Origin of the sequence: Micromonospora palythoicola (assembly GCF_036689795.1) — a bacterium.
Lineage (GTDB): Bacteria > Actinomycetota > Actinomycetes > Mycobacteriales > Micromonosporaceae > Micromonospora > Micromonospora palythoicola.
The window spans coordinates 19,539-35,046 of the sequence record NZ_JBAGKI010000060.1 but is presented as its reverse complement, the minus strand read 5'-3'; the positions used below and the strand labels follow the sequence as shown (position 1 = coordinate 35,046).

At 73.3% G+C, this 15,508-nt stretch carries 13 protein-coding genes; 10 read left to right on the top strand and 3 right to left on the bottom strand.

The genetic code is table 11. The annotated features are described in order from the left end of the window. Window positions 1-154: 154 nt before the first annotated feature. Window positions 155-988, bottom strand: coding sequence for a peptidylprolyl isomerase (locus V5O40_RS22125; RefSeq protein WP_332907241.1), 834 nt, complete (start codon window positions 986-988; stop codon window positions 155-157). A gap of 65 nt (window positions 989-1,053) precedes the next feature. Continuing rightward, the gene (locus V5O40_RS22120) at window positions 1,054-1,974 is read right to left on the bottom strand and encodes a peptidylprolyl isomerase (protein ID WP_332907240.1); all 921 of its coding nucleotides are present in this window, start codon (window positions 1,972-1,974) and stop codon (window positions 1,054-1,056) included. A 246-nt stretch (window positions 1,975-2,220) separates the two neighbouring features. Between V5O40_RS22120 and V5O40_RS22115 the strand changes: the two genes are divergently transcribed. The 8 genes from V5O40_RS22115 (at window position 2,221) to V5O40_RS22080 (ending at window position 11,394) form a co-directional block, all read left to right on the top strand. Continuing rightward, window positions 2,221-2,940 (top strand): MBL fold metallo-hydrolase, encoded by a 720-nt coding sequence (locus tag V5O40_RS22115; protein ID WP_332907239.1) that lies wholly within the window; start codon window positions 2,221-2,223, stop codon window positions 2,938-2,940. Window positions 2,941-3,027: 87 nt separating this feature from the next. Beyond that, a complete protein-coding gene (gene hisS / locus V5O40_RS22110; RefSeq protein ID WP_332907238.1) occupies window positions 3,028-4,356 on the top strand; it encodes a histidine--tRNA ligase in 1,329 nt (442 codons plus the stop codon). A 263-nt stretch (window positions 4,357-4,619) separates the two neighbouring features. Then, a complete protein-coding gene (locus V5O40_RS22105; protein WP_332907237.1) occupies window positions 4,620-5,669 on the top strand; it encodes a S1 family peptidase in 1,050 nt (349 codons plus the stop codon). 102 nt (window positions 5,670-5,771) lie between these two features. After that, window positions 5,772-6,446 carry a hypothetical protein gene (locus tag V5O40_RS22100; RefSeq protein ID WP_332907236.1) on the top strand — a complete coding sequence of 225 codons (675 nt, stop codon included), beginning with the start codon at window positions 5,772-5,774 and terminating at the stop codon, window positions 6,444-6,446. Between the two features lie 125 nt (window positions 6,447-6,571). After that, a complete protein-coding gene (gene aspS / locus V5O40_RS22095) occupies window positions 6,572-8,380 on the top strand; it encodes an aspartate--tRNA ligase (protein ID WP_332907235.1) in 1,809 nt (602 codons plus the stop codon). A gap of 130 nt (window positions 8,381-8,510) precedes the next feature. Beyond that, window positions 8,511-9,329, top strand: a complete 819-nt coding sequence (locus V5O40_RS22090; RefSeq protein ID WP_332907245.1) for an SDR family oxidoreductase — start codon at window positions 8,511-8,513, stop codon at window positions 9,327-9,329. A 122-nt stretch (window positions 9,330-9,451) separates the two neighbouring features. Further along, window positions 9,452-10,048, top strand: a complete 597-nt coding sequence (locus V5O40_RS22085) for an ArsR/SmtB family transcription factor (RefSeq protein WP_332907234.1) — start codon at window positions 9,452-9,454, stop codon at window positions 10,046-10,048. Continuing rightward, on the top strand, window positions 10,045-11,394 hold the full coding sequence (locus V5O40_RS22080) for an MFS transporter (protein ID WP_332907233.1): 1,350 nt from the start codon (window positions 10,045-10,047) through the stop codon (window positions 11,392-11,394). The genes V5O40_RS22085 and V5O40_RS22080 overlap by 4 nt, the downstream gene beginning before the upstream one ends. On the opposite strand, the gene V5O40_RS22075 is transcribed toward V5O40_RS22080, so the two are convergent. After that, window positions 11,352-12,086 (bottom strand): GNAT family N-acetyltransferase, encoded by a 735-nt coding sequence (locus tag V5O40_RS22075; protein ID WP_332907232.1) that lies wholly within the window; start codon window positions 12,084-12,086, stop codon window positions 11,352-11,354. The two genes, V5O40_RS22080 and V5O40_RS22075, sit on opposite strands and share 43 nt — an antisense overlap. Window positions 12,087-12,182: 96 nt before the next feature. On the opposite strand from V5O40_RS22075, the gene V5O40_RS22070 reads away from it, so the two are divergent. Both V5O40_RS22070 and V5O40_RS22065 read left to right on the top strand, forming a co-directional pair. Then, entirely contained in the window at window positions 12,183-12,392 is a 210-nt protein-coding gene (locus V5O40_RS22070) for a hypothetical protein (protein ID WP_332907231.1), read from the top strand. 75 nt (window positions 12,393-12,467) lie between these two features. Next, complete coding sequence (locus tag V5O40_RS22065; RefSeq protein WP_332907230.1) at window positions 12,468-13,994, top strand: replication-associated recombination protein A; 1,527 nt, start codon at window positions 12,468-12,470, stop codon at window positions 13,992-13,994. Window positions 13,995-15,508: the final 1,514 nt, after the last annotated feature.

Genomic DNA, 15,508 nt, shown 5'->3' with positions numbered 1-15,508 from the left:
CGCCGAGCTGGCGAGTTCGGTCGTCGAGACACGGCTTTCATCCCGTTATGCGGGGACAGATGATGCAAGATCGCGGGTGTGGGAGGGGTCGCGGGGGTGGGGATGGGGAAGCGCCCGCCGGGGTGGTCGGCGGGCGCTTCGGGTGGTTCCGGGGTCAGGCGTCGGTCATGGTGAGGTCGGTGATGACGACCTCCTTCTTGGGGTGACCGCCGCCGGCCTGCTGGGCGAACGCGCCGTCGTCACCGGCCGCCGCGACGTCCTTGACGATGTCCATCCCGCTGGTGATGGTGCCGAGGACGGTGTAGTTCGGGTCCAGCGGGGAGTCGCCGTACACAATGAAGAACTGGCTGCCGCTGCTGGACGGCTGGCCCGAGTTGGCCATCGCGATGACGCCCTCCGGGTACGGCGGTCGCTTGTCGGCCGGCAGGTTCTCCTCCGCCATCCGGTAGCTCGGGCCGCCTGTGCCGTCGGTGTCCCGCCAGCCTTCGCCGGTGGCGCTCGGGTCGCCGCACTGGAGCACCTTGATGCCCTCGGTCACCAGCCGGTGGCACTTGGTGTTGTCGAAGAAGTTCTGCTCGGCCAGGTGGTTGAAGCTGCCCGCCGTGCACGGCACCGCGGACCTGTCGATCCGGGCGGTGATCGGGCCGAGGTTCGTGGTGATCGTCATGGTCTGGACGCCAACCGTGCTCTGCTGGGTGTCCGGCAGCCCGACGTCCTTGACCTGCGGGGTGCGCTCGCCCTCGGGCAGCTCGACCCAGTCGCACTGCACCGTGTTGGCGTCCTGGGCCGCGTTGTCGGTGCCGCTGTCGTCGCCGAGCATGTTGCTGGCCAGCCAGGCCGTGCCGGCGACCACCAGCAGCAGGACCACGCCGGCCCCGACGACCGCCTGCGTCTGGCGGCGCTTACGGGCCCGAGCGGCCCGCTCGGCCATCTCCTTCTCGAGCCGGGCGCGGGCCGCCGCGCGCTGCCGCTCTCTGGTGGACGTCACGCCTCGATCCTCCTGGACTGTATGTGGATGCCGCTGTGGCGGGGGTGGTTCCTGGTCGCGCGTGGTCAGCCGGCGCTGGCGCTGGCCTCGGGCGCGCCGGAGGGTTGCGGACTCGGCGTGCCCGAGGGCGCCGGATCGGCGGGCGACGCCGGGTCCAGCACGGGCTCACCGACGGTCAGGCTCTGGATGACCACGTCGTCGTTCTCCGGCTTGACCTTCTCCCCGGCCCCATTGTCCACCGTCGGCAGGGCACCGATCTTCTCGACGACGTCGAGTCCTTCGGTGACCCGGCCGATGATCGGGTACTGCGGTTCCTCGGTCGGGGTGAAGTCCTTGAAGAAGATCAGGAACTGGCTGCCGTTGGCCCCGGGCGGGTTCGAGATCATCGCGACCGTGCCCTTGGGGTACGTCGGTGGCTCGTCCGGAGCCGGGCTCGGCTCCGGCGACGCCTCCGGGGCAGTCGGCACGTTCTCGCTGTAGAACGAGTAGGCCGGGCCACCCAGACCGGTGCCGCTGGGGTCACCGCAGCGCACCGCGCCGTCGGTGGTGATCTCGTGGCACTTGGTGTTGTCGTAGAACGACTGGCTGGCCAGGTGGGCGATGCTGGCCGCGGCGCACGGGGCGCTGGCGAGATCCAACTCGACGGAGATCGGCTCGCCCTGGTTGGTGACGATCGTCATCGGCCGGGTGCCGGTGACCGGCAGGCCGGTGGTCGGGGGTTCGCCGACGTCCTTGAGGTTGGCGTTGCCCTCGGTGTTCTGCGGGGTCCAGAGGCAGACCTCGTCGGTCGCGGTGTCCTCGGTCGGCTCACTGTCGAACGCGCCGAGGGCCCACGCCGAGCCGGCGACGACCAGCACCAGGATCAGGGCGGTGCCGACACCGGCCTGGATGCGTCGGCGACGCCTGGCGGCGGCGGCCCGGCGGGCCAGTTGCCGGTCGAGCTTGGCCCGCGCCAGTTTGCGCTGCCGGTCCCTGCTGGAAGCCACCCGTGCTCCCCTTTCCTCTACCCTGGTCGTCACCCGGTGGTCGTGTACCTGTCGGGCGGCAGGTGTGCCACGCCACACGCCCGCCAGAGTGTACGGGTACCGGCTGGGAAAGTGGTGTACGAGGTCGGTGCCCTTCCGCATCGGGATCCGTCAGTGCCTCGCCCGGGGGCCGGTGGGTCGGGCCGGCCGGACCTCGACGCCGGTAGGCTGCCCGGAGGGGACGACTCGACGGAAAGGGGAGCGGACGTGCTCGTGGCCGGCTTTCCCGCGGACGCCTTCGGCACCAACTGCTACGTGGTCGCCACCGCGCCGGGGGAACAGTGCGTGGTGGTCGATCCCGGCATCGGGGTGATCGACCGGCTCGACGCGCTGCTCGCCGAGCATCGTCTGCACCCGGCCGCGGTGCTGCTCACCCACGGCCACCTGGACCACACCTTCTCTGTGGCGCCGGTGTGCGGGGCGCGCGGGATCACCGCGTACGTGCACCCGGACGACCGCGAGCTGCTGGCCGATCCGGCCAAGGGGCTGTCGGTGGACCTGGCCCAGATGTTCGGCGGGCGACTGCCGTACGCCGAGCCCGAGGACGTGGCCGAGCTGGCCGACGGTACGACGCTCGCCCTGGCCGGGCTGGAGATCACCGTCGACCACGCGCCCGGCCATACCGGCGGGTCGGTGCTCTTCCGGCTGCCCGGCGCCGGCTCGCGGTGGGAGGCGGAGCAGCTCTGCCTCTCCGGAGACGTGCTCTTCGCCGGGTCGATCGGCCGCACCGACCTGCCGGGCGGCAGCATGCCGACGATGCTCACCAGCCTGCGGGACAAGATCCTCCCGCTGGCCGACGACACCGTCGTGCTGCCCGGCCACGGCCCCGCGACCACCATCGGCCGCGAGCGCGCCACCAACCCGTACCTCGCCGAGGTGGCGGAGTTGGGCGGCGCGCGACCCGCGGCACCCAGCCGCGGCCTGTAACGGCCGCGTCGAGACCGCACCGCGCGGACCGCGCGGCATCGCCAGCAGACCCTGCCGCGCAGCGCGCGGCTGCCGAGGGAGTACGTCATGAGCAAGCCCACGCCCATCTCCGGCTTCCCGGAGTGGACGCCCGCCCAGCGGATGATCGAGCAGTACGTCCTGGACCGGATCCGGTCGACCTTCGAGCTGTACGGCTTCGCCCCGCTGGAGACCCGCGCGGTCGAGCCGCTGGACCAGCTGCTGCGCAAGGGGGAGACCTCCAAGGAGGTCTACGTGATCCGCCGGCTGCACGGCGACCCGGAGGGTCCGGCCGGTGACGACGCGCTCGGCCTGCACTTCGACCTGACCGTGCCGTTCGCCCGGTACGTGCTGGAGAACGCCGGCAAGCTGGCCTTCCCGTTCCGCCGCTACCAGATCCAGAAGGTGTGGCGGGGCGAGCGCCCGCAGGAGGGGCGTTACCGGGAGTTCGTCCAGGCCGACATCGACATCGTCGACCGGGACACCCTGGCACCGCACCACGAGGCGGAGATGCCGCTCGTCGTCGGGGACGCGCTGCGGTCGTTGCCGATCCCGCCGGTGCGCGTCCAGGTCAACAACCGCAAGATCTGTGAGGGCTTCTACCGGGGCGTCGGGCTGACCGACCCGGAGGCGGTGCTGCGGGCGGTCGACAAGCTCGACAAGATCGGCCCGGCCGGGGTGGCGGAGCTGCTGGCGGCCACGGCCGGGGCGAGCGAGGCGCAGGCCAAGGCGTGCCTGGCGCTGGCCGAGATCGCCGCGCCGGACGCGTCCTTCGCCGACGCCGTGCGCGCGCTCGGGGTGAGCCACCCGCTGCTCGACGAGGGGGTCGAGGAACTGGTCCGGGTGATGGAGACCGCCGCCGCGCACTCACCGGGCCTGTGCGTGGCGGACCTGCGCATCGCCCGTGGTCTGGACTACTACACCGGCACCGTCTACGAGACGCAGCTGATCGGGTACGAGCGCTTCGGCTCGATCTGCTCCGGCGGCCGGTACGACAACCTGGCCAGCGCCGGCAACGTCCGCTTCCCGGGGGTGGGCATCTCCATCGGGGTGACCCGCCTGCTCGGGCTGCTGTTCGGCGCGGGCGCGCTGTCGGTGTCCCGGGAGGTGCCGACCTGCGTGCTGGTCGCGGTGACCAACGAGGAACTGCGGCCAGCCAGTGACTCCGTCGCGGGGGCGCTGCGCTCCCGGGGCATCCCGACCGAGGTGTCGCCAAGCGCGGCGAAGTTCGGCAAGCAGATCCGGTACGCGCAGCGGCGCGGCATCCCGTACGTCTGGTTTCCGGGGGTGGACGGCGCGCCCGACGAGGTCAAGGACATCCGTTCCGGCGAGCAGGTGGCCGCCGCGCCGGGGGAGTGGACGCCGCCTCGTGAGGATCTCGAGCCGCTGGTGAGCTGAGCCGGTGCGGTCGTAACCGCTGAGATCGCTCTCCTGGTCCGGGGTGTCACACGGGGTCGTACTGACCGTGTGACACCCCGGCCTTCGTATGTGTCCGCCCTGTTACGGATTGCCGATGGGTGAATTCGGGCATACCCAGGTCTTGCTTACGATCTTAAATATGTGAATACTTTCCCTCGCTTGGCCATTTCCCCAGGTGGTCGAGCTGCCCCCGTCCCTGTCGACGTGACAGGGCGCCATCCCCCATATCGGGAGGCTGTTACATGCGACCCACGAGGTCAATGCTCCGCCGTGTCGTCACCGTCGCCGCAGCCGGAACCCTGGTCGCCGGCGTGTTGGCCGGCACCCCCGCCCAGGCGGCACCCGGGAGCGTCTCGCCCGACGCGGCGACCGCGCTCGCCGACCGGCTCGGAGACCGCGCCGCCGGTGCCTACGCCGACGCCAGCGGCAAGATGGTCGTCGCCGTCACCGACGTCGCCGCCGCCCGCCAGGCGGCCGCTGCCGGCGCCAAGGTCAAGGTCGTCAAGCGCGGGGCCGCGGAGCTGAACCGCGCCACCGCCGTGCTGGAGCGCTTGGCGAAGATCCCCGGCACCGCCTGGTGGACCGACCCGGTCACCAACCAGGTCGTCATCTCCGTCGACACCACCGTCACCGGCGCCAAGCTGGAGCAGGTGAAGGCCGCCGCCGCGCGCACCAACGGCGCGGTGCGCATCGAGGCCGGGGCCGCTCCGCTGAGCACCCTCATCTCCGGCGGCCAGGCCATCTACGCCGGCGGCGGCGGGCGCTGCTCGCTCGGGTTCAACGTGCGCAGCGGCAGCACCTACTACTTCCTGACCGCGGGCCACTGCACCAACATCGCGTCGAGCTGGTACAGCAACTCGGGCCAGACCTCGCTGCTGGGCACCCGCGCGGGCACCAGCTTCCCGGGCAACGACTACGGCATCGTCCGGCACAACAACTCGGGCAACGCGGCCGGCAACGTCTACCTCTACAACGGCAGCTACCGGGACATCACCGGCGCCGGCAACGCGTACGTCGGCCAGTCGGCGCAGCGCTCCGGCAGCACCACCGGCCTGCGCAGCGGCTCGGTGACCGCGCTCAACGCCACGGTCAACTACGCCGAGGGCTCGGTCTCCGGCCTGATCCGGACCAACATCTGCGCCCAGCCCGGCGACAGCGGCGGTTCGCTGTTCAGCGGCAGCACCGCGCTCGGCCTGACCTCCGGCGGCAGCGGCAACTGCTCCACCGGCGGCACCACCTTCTTCCAGCCGGTCACCGAGGCGCTGAGCCGCTACGGCGTCAGCATCTTCTGACCTGCCTCCGGGAGTACCTCCTCCGCCAGCGGGCCGCCGGATTCCTCCTCCGGCGGCCCGCACCGCTGTCCCGGATCGCCTTCCCTCGATTACTGTCAGCCGATGATCGTACGACTCCTGGCGCAGTTGCGCGCGCCGATCCTCGTGGGCGGGCAGGTGCTGGCCTGGGTGCTGCTCGCCGTGGACGCGCGTCGGGAATGGAACGCCTCCTGGTTCGTCGGGCTGCTCCTGGTGCTCGGTGCGCTCGCCGCGATACCCGCGCAGGTCGTCGACCGGCCGGAATTCCGGGTGGTCGCGCTGGTCACCCAGACCATCGGCGCCGGCGTCGTCGCGCTGGCGCTGTACGACACGCCGGACAAGCGGGCACTGTGGGCGTACGCCCTGGCCGCTGTCGGCGCGGTGGCCCTGCCGTCGAGCCGGCCGACCCGCGGGGCCCGGCCGGCGAACAGGTCGGCGCTCGGTCGGGCCACCGTGATCGGCGTGGCGGCGACCCTCCTGCTCACCATCGGCGCATCGGCTCCCGCCCTGGCCTGGGGCGGCACCCAGCCCGAGGTGGTGGTGTGCGTGCGGTCGGACGAGGCCGTCGACGAGCTGGTGCGCGAGAGCCGCCCGTTCGATCCCGAACACGTCATCGCCGGCTTCGGGCTCGACGACGATCCGTACACGTCGTGCCTGGAGGTGGCGTTCGATCCCGGCGCCACCGCCGGTGACGCCGCCGAGGTGGCCCGCCGCTACTCCGTGGACCCGAGGGTCGTGTCCGTGGGCCGGGCACGCTGACGGAGTGCCGATCGTCACCGCAGGTGTCGACCGGCCCTGGTCCGCGCACCCGGGGAACGTCGGCGGGTAGGTGCTGACAGAATGCCGGGGAGTAGACGTAGGGCAAGACGAGGGAGACGCACGTCGTGATCCGTACCCATGACGCCGGCAGCCTGCGCGCGACGGACGCCGGCACCACGGTGACGCTCGCCGGGTGGGTGGCCCGCCGGCGCGACCACGGCGGTGTCATCTTCGTCGACCTGCGCGACGGCTCGGGCGTGGTGCAGGTGGTGCTGCGCGAGGAGGACGCGCACGCGCTGCGCAACGAGTACTGCGTCAAGGTCGTCGGTGAGGTCACCCGGCGGCCCGAGGGCAACGAGAACCCGGAGCTGCCCACCGGCGAGATCGAGGTGACCGTCGCCGAGCTTGAGGTGCTCTCCGAGGCCGCGCCGCTGCCGCTGCCGGTGGACGACCAGGTGGTGGCCGGGGACGACGTCCGGCTCAGGTACCGCTACCTCGACCTGCGGCGCGGTGGCCCGGCACGGGCCATGCGGCTGCGGTCCCGGGCCAACCAGCTGGCCCGTACGGTGCTGCACGAACGGGACTTCCTGGAGATCGAGACGCCGACGCTGACCCGGTCCACGCCGGAGGGCGCCCGTGACTTCCTGGTGCCGGTGCGCCTGCAGCCGGGCAGTTGGTACGCGCTGCCGCAGTCGCCGCAGCTGTTCAAGCAACTGCTGATGGTCGGCGGGATGGAGCGGTACTACCAGATCGCCCGCTGCTACCGCGACGAGGACTTCCGGGCCGACCGGCAGCCGGAGTTCACCCAGCTCGACATCGAGATGTCCTTCGTCACCGAGGACGACGTGATCGACCTCGGTGAGGCGATCGTCGCCGCGCTCTGGTCGGAGCTGGCCGACCACGAGATTCCCCGGCCCATCCCGCGCATCACCTGGCACGACGCGATGGCGCGGTACGGCTCGGACAAGCCCGACCTGCGCTACGGCGTCGAGTTGACCGAGCTGACCGACTACCTGCGCGGCACCCAGTTCCGGGTCTTCGCCGCCGCCATCGACGCGGGCGGCTACGTCGGCGCGGTGGTCATGCCCGGTGGCGCGTCCCAGACCCGCAAGGAACTGGACGGCTGGCAGGACTGGGCCAAGGCCCGTGGCGCCAAGGGGCTGGCGTACGTGGTGCTCGACGCCGAGACCGGCGAGGCACGGGGGCCGGTGGCGAAGAACCTGTCGGCCGAGCACCTGGCCGGGCTGGCCGACGCGGTCGGCGCCAAGCCGGGCGACGCGATCTTCTTCGCCGCCGGCGCGGAGACGCGTGCGGCACAGGAACTGCTCGGCGCGGCCCGGATCGAGATCGCGCGACGGGCCGGTCTGGTCGACGAGAGCGCCTGGGCGTTCTGCTGGGTGGTCGACGCGCCGATGTTCGAGAGGACGGACGAAGGGGGCTGGACGGCGGTGCACCACCCGTTCACCTCGCCGAACGCGGAGTGGATGGACCGGTTCGAGGAGGCACCGGACCGGGCCCTGGCGTACGCGTACGACATCGTCTGCAACGGCAACGAGATCGGCGGCGGTTCGATCCGTATCCACCGCCGCGACGTGCAGCAGCGGGTGTTCGACCTGCTCGGCATCAGTCCCGAGGAGGCGCAGGACAAGTTCGGCTTCCTGCTGGAGGCGTTCAGCTACGGTCCGCCGCCGCACGGCGGCATCGCGTTCGGCTGGGACCGGGTCTGCATGCTGCTCGCCGGGGCCGACTCGATCCGCGAGGTGATCGCCTTCCCGAAGACCCGGGGCGGCTTCGACCCGCTCACCGGTGCCCCGACCCCCATCACCGCCCAGCAGCGCACCGAGGCCGGCATCGACGCCAAGCCCAAGCCCCCGCAGCCCGCCTCCCACGCCGGCACCGCCGGCCCCGCCGCCCCCGTGGCCGACCCCACCTGACCCACCCCGACCCCGGCCCCGGGCCCCCGCCCCAGTTGATCAAGAAGTTTGCGTCATGATCTCAGCGGTCTGGTGACGCGAACTTCTTGGTCGACAGGTGCGCAAGCAGGCGGTGGGTGAGGGGGCGACGGTGCGGGTGCTGGTGGTGGGTGGGAGTGGGTTCCTGGGGCGGGAGGTCTGTCGGCTCGCGGCGCGGGCCGGGTGGGTGGTGGTGGGGACGTGCCACTCCGGCGCGGTCGGGGTGCCGGGCGTCGAGGTGCGTCGACTGGACGTGACCGACCGGGCCGCGGTGGTCGACCTGGTCGCGGGGGTACGCCCGGACGCGGTGGTCGCCACCCCCTACCGGTACGGCGACTGGGCGGTCACCGCCGACGGGGCCGCCCACGTGGCGTACGCCGCCGCGCGGGTGGGTGCCCGGTTGGTGCACATCTCCAGCGACGCCCTGCACGCCGGGCGACCCGAGGCGTACACCGATGACGACCCGCCCACGCCGGTCTTTCCGTACGGGGCGGCGAAGGCGGCGGCGGAAACGGCGGTGCGGGCCGTCGACCCGGACGCCGTGCTGGTGCGTACCTCGCTGATCCTGGGCGAGGGGAGCAAGCAGATCCAGCTCTGCCGCGACGCCCTGGCCGGTCGGGCCACCCTGTTCACCGACGAGCTGCGCTGCCCGATCGACGTCGGCGACCTCGCCGCCGCCGTGCTGGAACTGGTGGGCGCCGAGGTCGCGGGCCCGCTCAACGTGGCGGGCCCGGACGCGGTCAGCCGGGCCGAGCTGGGCCTGCTGGTGGCCCGCCGGGAGGGCATCGACCCGGCCGGCCTGAAGACCACCAACGGCGCCGCCGCCGGGGTGGTGCGTCCCACCGAGGTACGCCTCGACTCCTCTCACGCCGCCGGTCTGCTCCGCACCCGGCTGCGCGGCGTCTCGGAGCTGCTCGCCGCCGGTCGATGACTATTTCTGCCTGACACAACGGCCAACAGCCCCCTCACCCGCACCCGGCCACCCGCACGCACGCCGACGACAGCCGTGCACAACTATTGTGCACAGTAGTTGTGCACAGATAATGTGCATCCATGACCGAAGGAATGCGTCGACCGCCGCCGCGACGGGTCCGGATCGATCGCCGGCAGGTCCGGGTGCTGGCCCATCCGCTACGGGCCCGGCTGCTCGGTGCGCTGCGGGTCAAGGGGCCGGCCACCGCGACCACCCTCGCCGGGCTGCTCGACAGCAACACCGGTGCGACCAGCTATCACCTGCGCCAGCTGGCCGAGGTCGGCCTGGTCGTCGAGGAGCCCGACCGGGGCACCGGGCGGCAGCGTTGGTGGCGGGCCGCCCACGAGGTGACCAACTGGGAGAACACCGACTTCGACAACGACCCGGACGCCCGGGCCGCCATGGAGTGGATCCAGGCCGAGCAGGTCCGCCTCTTCGTCGAGCACACCGAGCGATGGTTCGCCGTCCGGGACGAGTGGTCGCCGCAGTGGCGTGACGCCTTCGGCATGAGCGACGTCTTCATGAGCATCCCGGCGGCCCGACTGATCGAACTACAGCAGGAGTTGTGGCGCACCCTGGAGCGCTACCGGGCCGAGGCCGATCCGGGCGAGCCCGGTGCCGAGCAGGTGCAGATCTTCCTCGCCTCGTTCCCGTTGCTGCTCGGGCGGAAGCGGTGAGTGGGTTGTCCGTACGCCAGATCCGGCGTCGTTTCCTGATCCTGCACGGGCTGCGTTGGTTGCCGACCGGACTGCTGATGCCGGTGGTGATCCTGCTGATGCAGGAGCGGGGCCTGACCCTGACCCAGATCGGGCTGGCCGCCGCCGCCCAGGGGGTGGTGGTGCTCGCCCTGGAGCTGCCGACCGGTGGGTTCGCCGACGCACTGGGTCGCCGGCCGGTGCTGGTGGCGGCCAGCGTGGTGGGCCTCGTCTCGATGGGCCTGCTGGTGCTGGCCGACTCGTTCGTCCTGCTCACCGCCGTCTGGGCGTTGCAGGGCGTGTTCCGCGCGCTGGACAGCGGCCCGCTGGAGTCCTGGTACGTGGACAGCACCCTGGCCGTCGACCCGGATTCCGCGTACGAGAAAGGGCTCGGCCAGGGTGGCACCGTGCTCGGCCTGAGCATCGCGGCCGGTGCCCTGCTCAGCGGCGGCCTGGTCGCGCTTGGTCCGCTCGGACCGGTCAGTGCCCTGACCACGCCGGTGCTGGCCGCCGCCGCCTTCCAGGCGGTGTCGTTGCTGGCGCTGTTGACACTGCTCGTGGAACATCGACCGGCGCGTGGGCCCGGTGCGGTGCGGGCCTCGGTCCGGGCCGCGCCGCGCATGGTCGGCGAGGCGTTCGGCCTGCTGCGCCGTTCCCGGGTGCTGCTCGCCCTGGTCGCGGTCGAGCTGTTCTGGGGCTTCGGGATGGTCACCTTCGAGAGTCTGCTGCCGATCCGGCTGGCTGAGGTGATCGGCGACGCCGACCGGGCAGCCGCCCTGCTCGGCCCGGCGAGCACCGTCGCCTGGTTGGCCTCCGCCGCCGGCGCGGCGTGCACCCCGTTGCTGATCCGTTGGCTGGGTGTCGCGCCCGGTGCCGCGCTGCTGCGGATCGTGCAGGGCGGCACGGTGGTCGGCATGGCGCTGCTCGCTGGCCCGGGCGGCGTGTTGATCGCCTTCTTCGTCTGCTACGCCGTGCACGGCGCGTCGAACCCGCTGCACATGGGGCTGCTGCACCGGCAGGTCGACGGCCCGTACCGGACCAGTGTGATCTCGGTGAACTCGATGGTGGCCCTGCCGGCCGGCGCGCTCGGCGGCGTACTGCTCGGCTTCATCGGTGACCGGGCCGGGGTGAGCACCGCGATGCTCGTCGGTGCGGTCGCGCTGGCGGTCGCCGCGCCGCTGTATATGCCCGCCTGGCGGGCCGGCCGGAGGTCCTCGTCGGCCGACGGTCAGCCGGGGCGGGACGACGACCCGGCGCGACGGAACGACGGTGGTCCGACCGACGGTCAGGCGAAGCGGACCGAGGTGAGCGGCAACGTGCCGGTGTAGCCGAGCCGCCGGTAGAGCCGGATCGCCGCCAGGTTGCTCGGGTAGACGCCCAGCGCCACCGTGTCGTGCCGCGCCAGCAGGACCCGGGTCATCCCGGCGGTGATCGCCGCGCCCAGGCCGCGTCCCCGGTGCCGTGGCGCCACCGCCAACCCGGCGAGGAAACCGACCTCGCCCCGGGTGCGGTCGGCGCCGCAGGCGACCAGCCGGTCACCGTCGCGGATGCCGTACCAGTGGCGCACACTCGGATCGCCGGGGCGGGCGGTGCTGGTCGGGAACGCCTCGTCGATCAGCGCCGTCAGGGCCGGGTGGTCCGCCTCGGCGAGCCGGACCACCCGCTCCTCACCGGGCTGCGCCGGCGGCGCGCCTGTCGTCCAGCGGAAATCCCAGTCCTCGTGACCGGTCACGGCCGGTCCGAGCGGCGAGGGGTCCGTACGGGGCAGGTGAACCCACCGCCCGGCACCGACCCTCCCCGCCGCGGCCACCGCGCCGACCAGGTCGATCGCCGACTCCGCGGCGCCGATCACACCTCCGATCGCCCCGTGTTCGACGGTGAGCAGCCAGCACACGGCTGCGCCGCGTCGCCAACCACGCGCGGGTTCGTGAGCCGGTAGCGAATGCCGGACGAAGGGATGACGGCCCGTCGCGGCCAGGATGGCATCGCGCCCGTCAAGGGCCTCGTCGGCGACGATCATGTCGCCAGCGTAGGTCGTGGTGGTTGGAGATTGGCGAGCGGACCGATCGGGTACATCCCGCGCCGACCTACTGGCAACCCCCACCGGAGGTACGTCATGCTCGCCATCGCCGCAGCCGTCGTCTTCGGCTTCGCCTTGCTGCTCGACCTGCTGGACACCAAACTCGGCGCACCCGACCTGTTCAACTGGAACACCCTGGTCCTGATCGGCCTGCTGCTGCTCTCGCTCTACCTGGCCGGCGTCGGCCGGGGTCCGGGCGGCAGTGGTGGCCGCTGGTACCGGGGCCGCCGCCCGGGCCGCGGCTGACCGGGAACGATCACTCCGGGCTTGGTCGACGGCGCGATTCCGGCGTTGTCGGCCGAGCCCGGTACTGTTCTCGTGATGGAGTCCGACGCCCTGTTCACCCTCGGTGAACCCGCCGCAGCACCCGGTGCGCAGGCGGGTTCCGGCGGTGTCGGCGGCTTCACCCCGGCCGGGCCGGACGCGCCGCTGCCGGTCCGGATGCGTCCGGCCAGTCTGGACGAGCTGATCGGCCAGGAGCACCTGCTCACCCCCGGTGGGCCGCTGCGGCAGTTGGTGGCCGGCAGCGCGCCGATGTCGGTGATCCTCTGGGGGCCGCCGGGCAGCGGCAAGACCACGATCGCCCACCTGGTGGCCGCCGCGACGGACCGGCGCTTCGTCGCCATGTCCGCACTGACCGCCGGCGTCAAGGACGTCCGGGCGGTGATCGACACGGCGCGGCGACAGCGGCGCTCGGGTGGTCCACCGACGGTGCTCTTCATCGACGAGGTCCACCGGTTCAGCAAGACCCAGCAGGACTCGCTGCTCGCCGCGGTGGAGGACCGGACGGTCACGCTGCTCGCCGCCACCACCGAGAACCCGTACTTCTCGGTCATCTCCCCGCTGCTCTCCCGGTGTGTGCTGCTCACCCTGCGGCCCCTCGACGACGAGGCGGTCCGCCGGCTGCTGCACCGCGCGTTGGTCGACGAGCGCGGGTTGGGTGGGGCGCTCACCCTCGCACCCGAGGCGGAGGAACACCTGGTCCGGCTGGCCGGGGGCGACGTCCGCAAGGCGCTCACGGCGCTGGAGGCGGCGGCCGCCTCGACGGGCGCGCTGGGCAGCGACCACATCGACCTCGCCACCGCCGAACGCGCGGTGGACACCGCGGCGGTCCGCTACGACCGGGCGGGGGACGCCCACTACGACGTCACCAGCGCCTTCATCAAGAGCATGCGCGGTTCCGACGTGGACGCGGCGCTGCACTGGCTGGCCCGGATGCTCGTCGCCGGGGAGGACGCCAGGTTCATCGCGCGGCGGCTGGTCATCTTCGCCAGCGAGGACGTCGGCATGGCCGACCCGGCGGCGCTCGGTGTGGCGACCGCCGCGGCCCACGCGGTGGAGTACGTCGGCCTGCCCGAGGCGCAGCTCAACCTCGCCCAGGCCGTGATCCACCTGGCCACCGCGCCCAAGTCGAACTCGGCGACCACCGCGATCGGTGCGGCGATCGCCGACGTGCGGTCCGGGCGGGGCGGGCCGGTGCCCCGGGGCCTGCGCGACGCCCACTACTCCGGCGCCCGGGGTCTCGGGCACGGCATCGGTTACCGCTACCCGCACGACGACCAGCGGGGTGTGGTCACCCAGCAGTACGTGCCCGACGACCTGGTCGGCACCGACTACTACCGGCCGAGCCAGCACGGCGCGGAGCGATCGGTGGCCGGCCGGCTACCGTTGCTGCGCCGGATCGTTCGTGGGCTGTCCACCCCCGCCCGCACGGACGAGCCGGCAGGGGGTGGTCGGCCGGACCGGCCGACGTCGTCGGGGGAGGACGACGGCGACCGTGCCACGGCCACGACAGCCCAGGTGGCCGAAGAGGTCGGCGCGAGCGCCGACGGGAGGGGTCAACAGTGAAATCGTCGGACCGGCCGGACGAGGGCCCGGACGCGCGGCGCGGCAAGGGCCGCCGGTGGGGTCGGGGCAGATCCGAGGCCGCCCCGGAGGAGCCGACCGGCGGCGAGGATTTCGGCTGGATCGACGACCTGCGTTCGGCCAAGCAGCAGCGCACCGAGCTGGGCCCTGACGGCGTCGCCGTCGAGCCACCCGCCGCGCGCCGTGGGCCGGAGCGCCCCGGCCAGGAGCCGCCCGTACGACCCGCCCCCGCACCGGTCAACCATCCGGGGCCGGACGGACCGGTGCCACCGCCGCCCGGCCGGGGCCCGGCCGAGCCCCCACGAGCGCGTCCGGTCGACGGCCCCTGGCCGGGCAACCCGCCCCCGCGTCCACCCGTCGGAGCGCCCTCCGCGGGCAGGGAACGACCGCCGGGCCCCCCGCCGTTCGTCCCACCGCCGCCGGCTGCCACCCGTCACGAGCCCGGTGCCGCCAACACCCCGCCGGCCGGTTGGCCACCGCAGCCTGGCGCCGCCGGGCCAGCCACCCGGCGGCCACATCCCGGTGAGCCGGTTCCGGGGGGCGCCCCCCGGCCGGTTCCGGAAGCCGGCCCGGTGTCCGGGGCACCGACCGCTGCGGGCCGGCCGCCCGGACCGGTGTCCGGCCCACCCGCCGGTCCCGGGGCGGGCCCGCCCGGGCAGCGTCGGATGCCGGGCATGCGACCGAACGCCGCACCCGCCGGCCCGCGTCGCCTGCCCCCGACCGACCCGGGCCGCGCCCCGACACCGCCGGAGACGGTCACCGGCCCACCTCCGGCGGACCGCACCGATCCTGGCCGCCTCCCCGACGGCCGGTCCGGGCGTCTCGCCGGACCGGGCCGTCCCCGACCGGCCGACGCACCGACCGGATCACCGTCAACCGGCGTGCCGGACCGCACCCCGCCGCTCGGCGGCCACCGCCTGCCGCTGGACCCGGTCGCCGACCCGGCCGGTCCGAGGGGCGCCGAACGAGCCGGGCCGGCGATGACTCCCGGTTCAACGGCGACGGGCATGACGCCCGCCGCCGGCCGACCCGGTGGTGCTCCGGCCGGCGGTCGGCGGGCCGGTCGTCGACGTGCCGCCGAGCCGGAGGAGGAACGGCCGGTGGTGCCGCTGTCCGGCAACGCGCCACCGATTCCCGGTGTCCCGTCCGGTCCACCGGCGGCGGGGCCCGCGCGTACCCCACCCGCCGGGCGCGCCGAGTCGGGCGCAGGGACCGCCGACGACACCCGGGGTCGGCGCGCGGCCGCCGAGGAGCCGTCCGGTCGGCACGCGGTGGCGGGTGCCGGTACCGAGGCACCACCCGGCGCGGGGCGGCCGGGCGAGGGCCGCGCCGCCCGACCGGAGCGGCCGTCCGACTGGCTCCGGCAGGCCGGACGACCGCACCACACCGACCCGGCACTGCCCACGATCAGCAAGCGACCCGCGACACCGCCCGGCCGTGCGGTCGGCACGCCCTCCGGTGGTACGCCGACGATCGGCGACCGCCGTGGGGTGGAC

Coding starts and splice junctions, on each gene's coding strand:
- hisS (WP_332907238.1), top strand. CDS start 3,028: ATGAGCAAGCCCACGCCCATCTCCGGCTTCCCGGAGTGGACGCCCGCC.
- V5O40_RS22105 (WP_332907237.1), top strand. CDS start 4,620: ATGCGACCCACGAGGTCAATGCTCCGCCGTGTCGTCACCGTCGCCGCA.
- V5O40_RS22100 (WP_332907236.1), top strand. CDS start 5,772: ATGATCGTACGACTCCTGGCGCAGTTGCGCGCGCCGATCCTCGTGGGC.
- V5O40_RS22085 (WP_332907234.1), top strand. CDS start 9,452: ATGACCGAAGGAATGCGTCGACCGCCGCCGCGACGGGTCCGGATCGAT.
- V5O40_RS22075 (WP_332907232.1), bottom strand. CDS start 12,086: ATGATCGTCGCCGACGAGGCCCTTGACGGGCGCGATGCCATCCTGGCC.
- V5O40_RS22070 (WP_332907231.1), top strand. CDS start 12,183: ATGCTCGCCATCGCCGCAGCCGTCGTCTTCGGCTTCGCCTTGCTGCTC.
- V5O40_RS22065 (WP_332907230.1), top strand. CDS start 12,468: ATGGAGTCCGACGCCCTGTTCACCCTCGGTGAACCCGCCGCAGCACCC.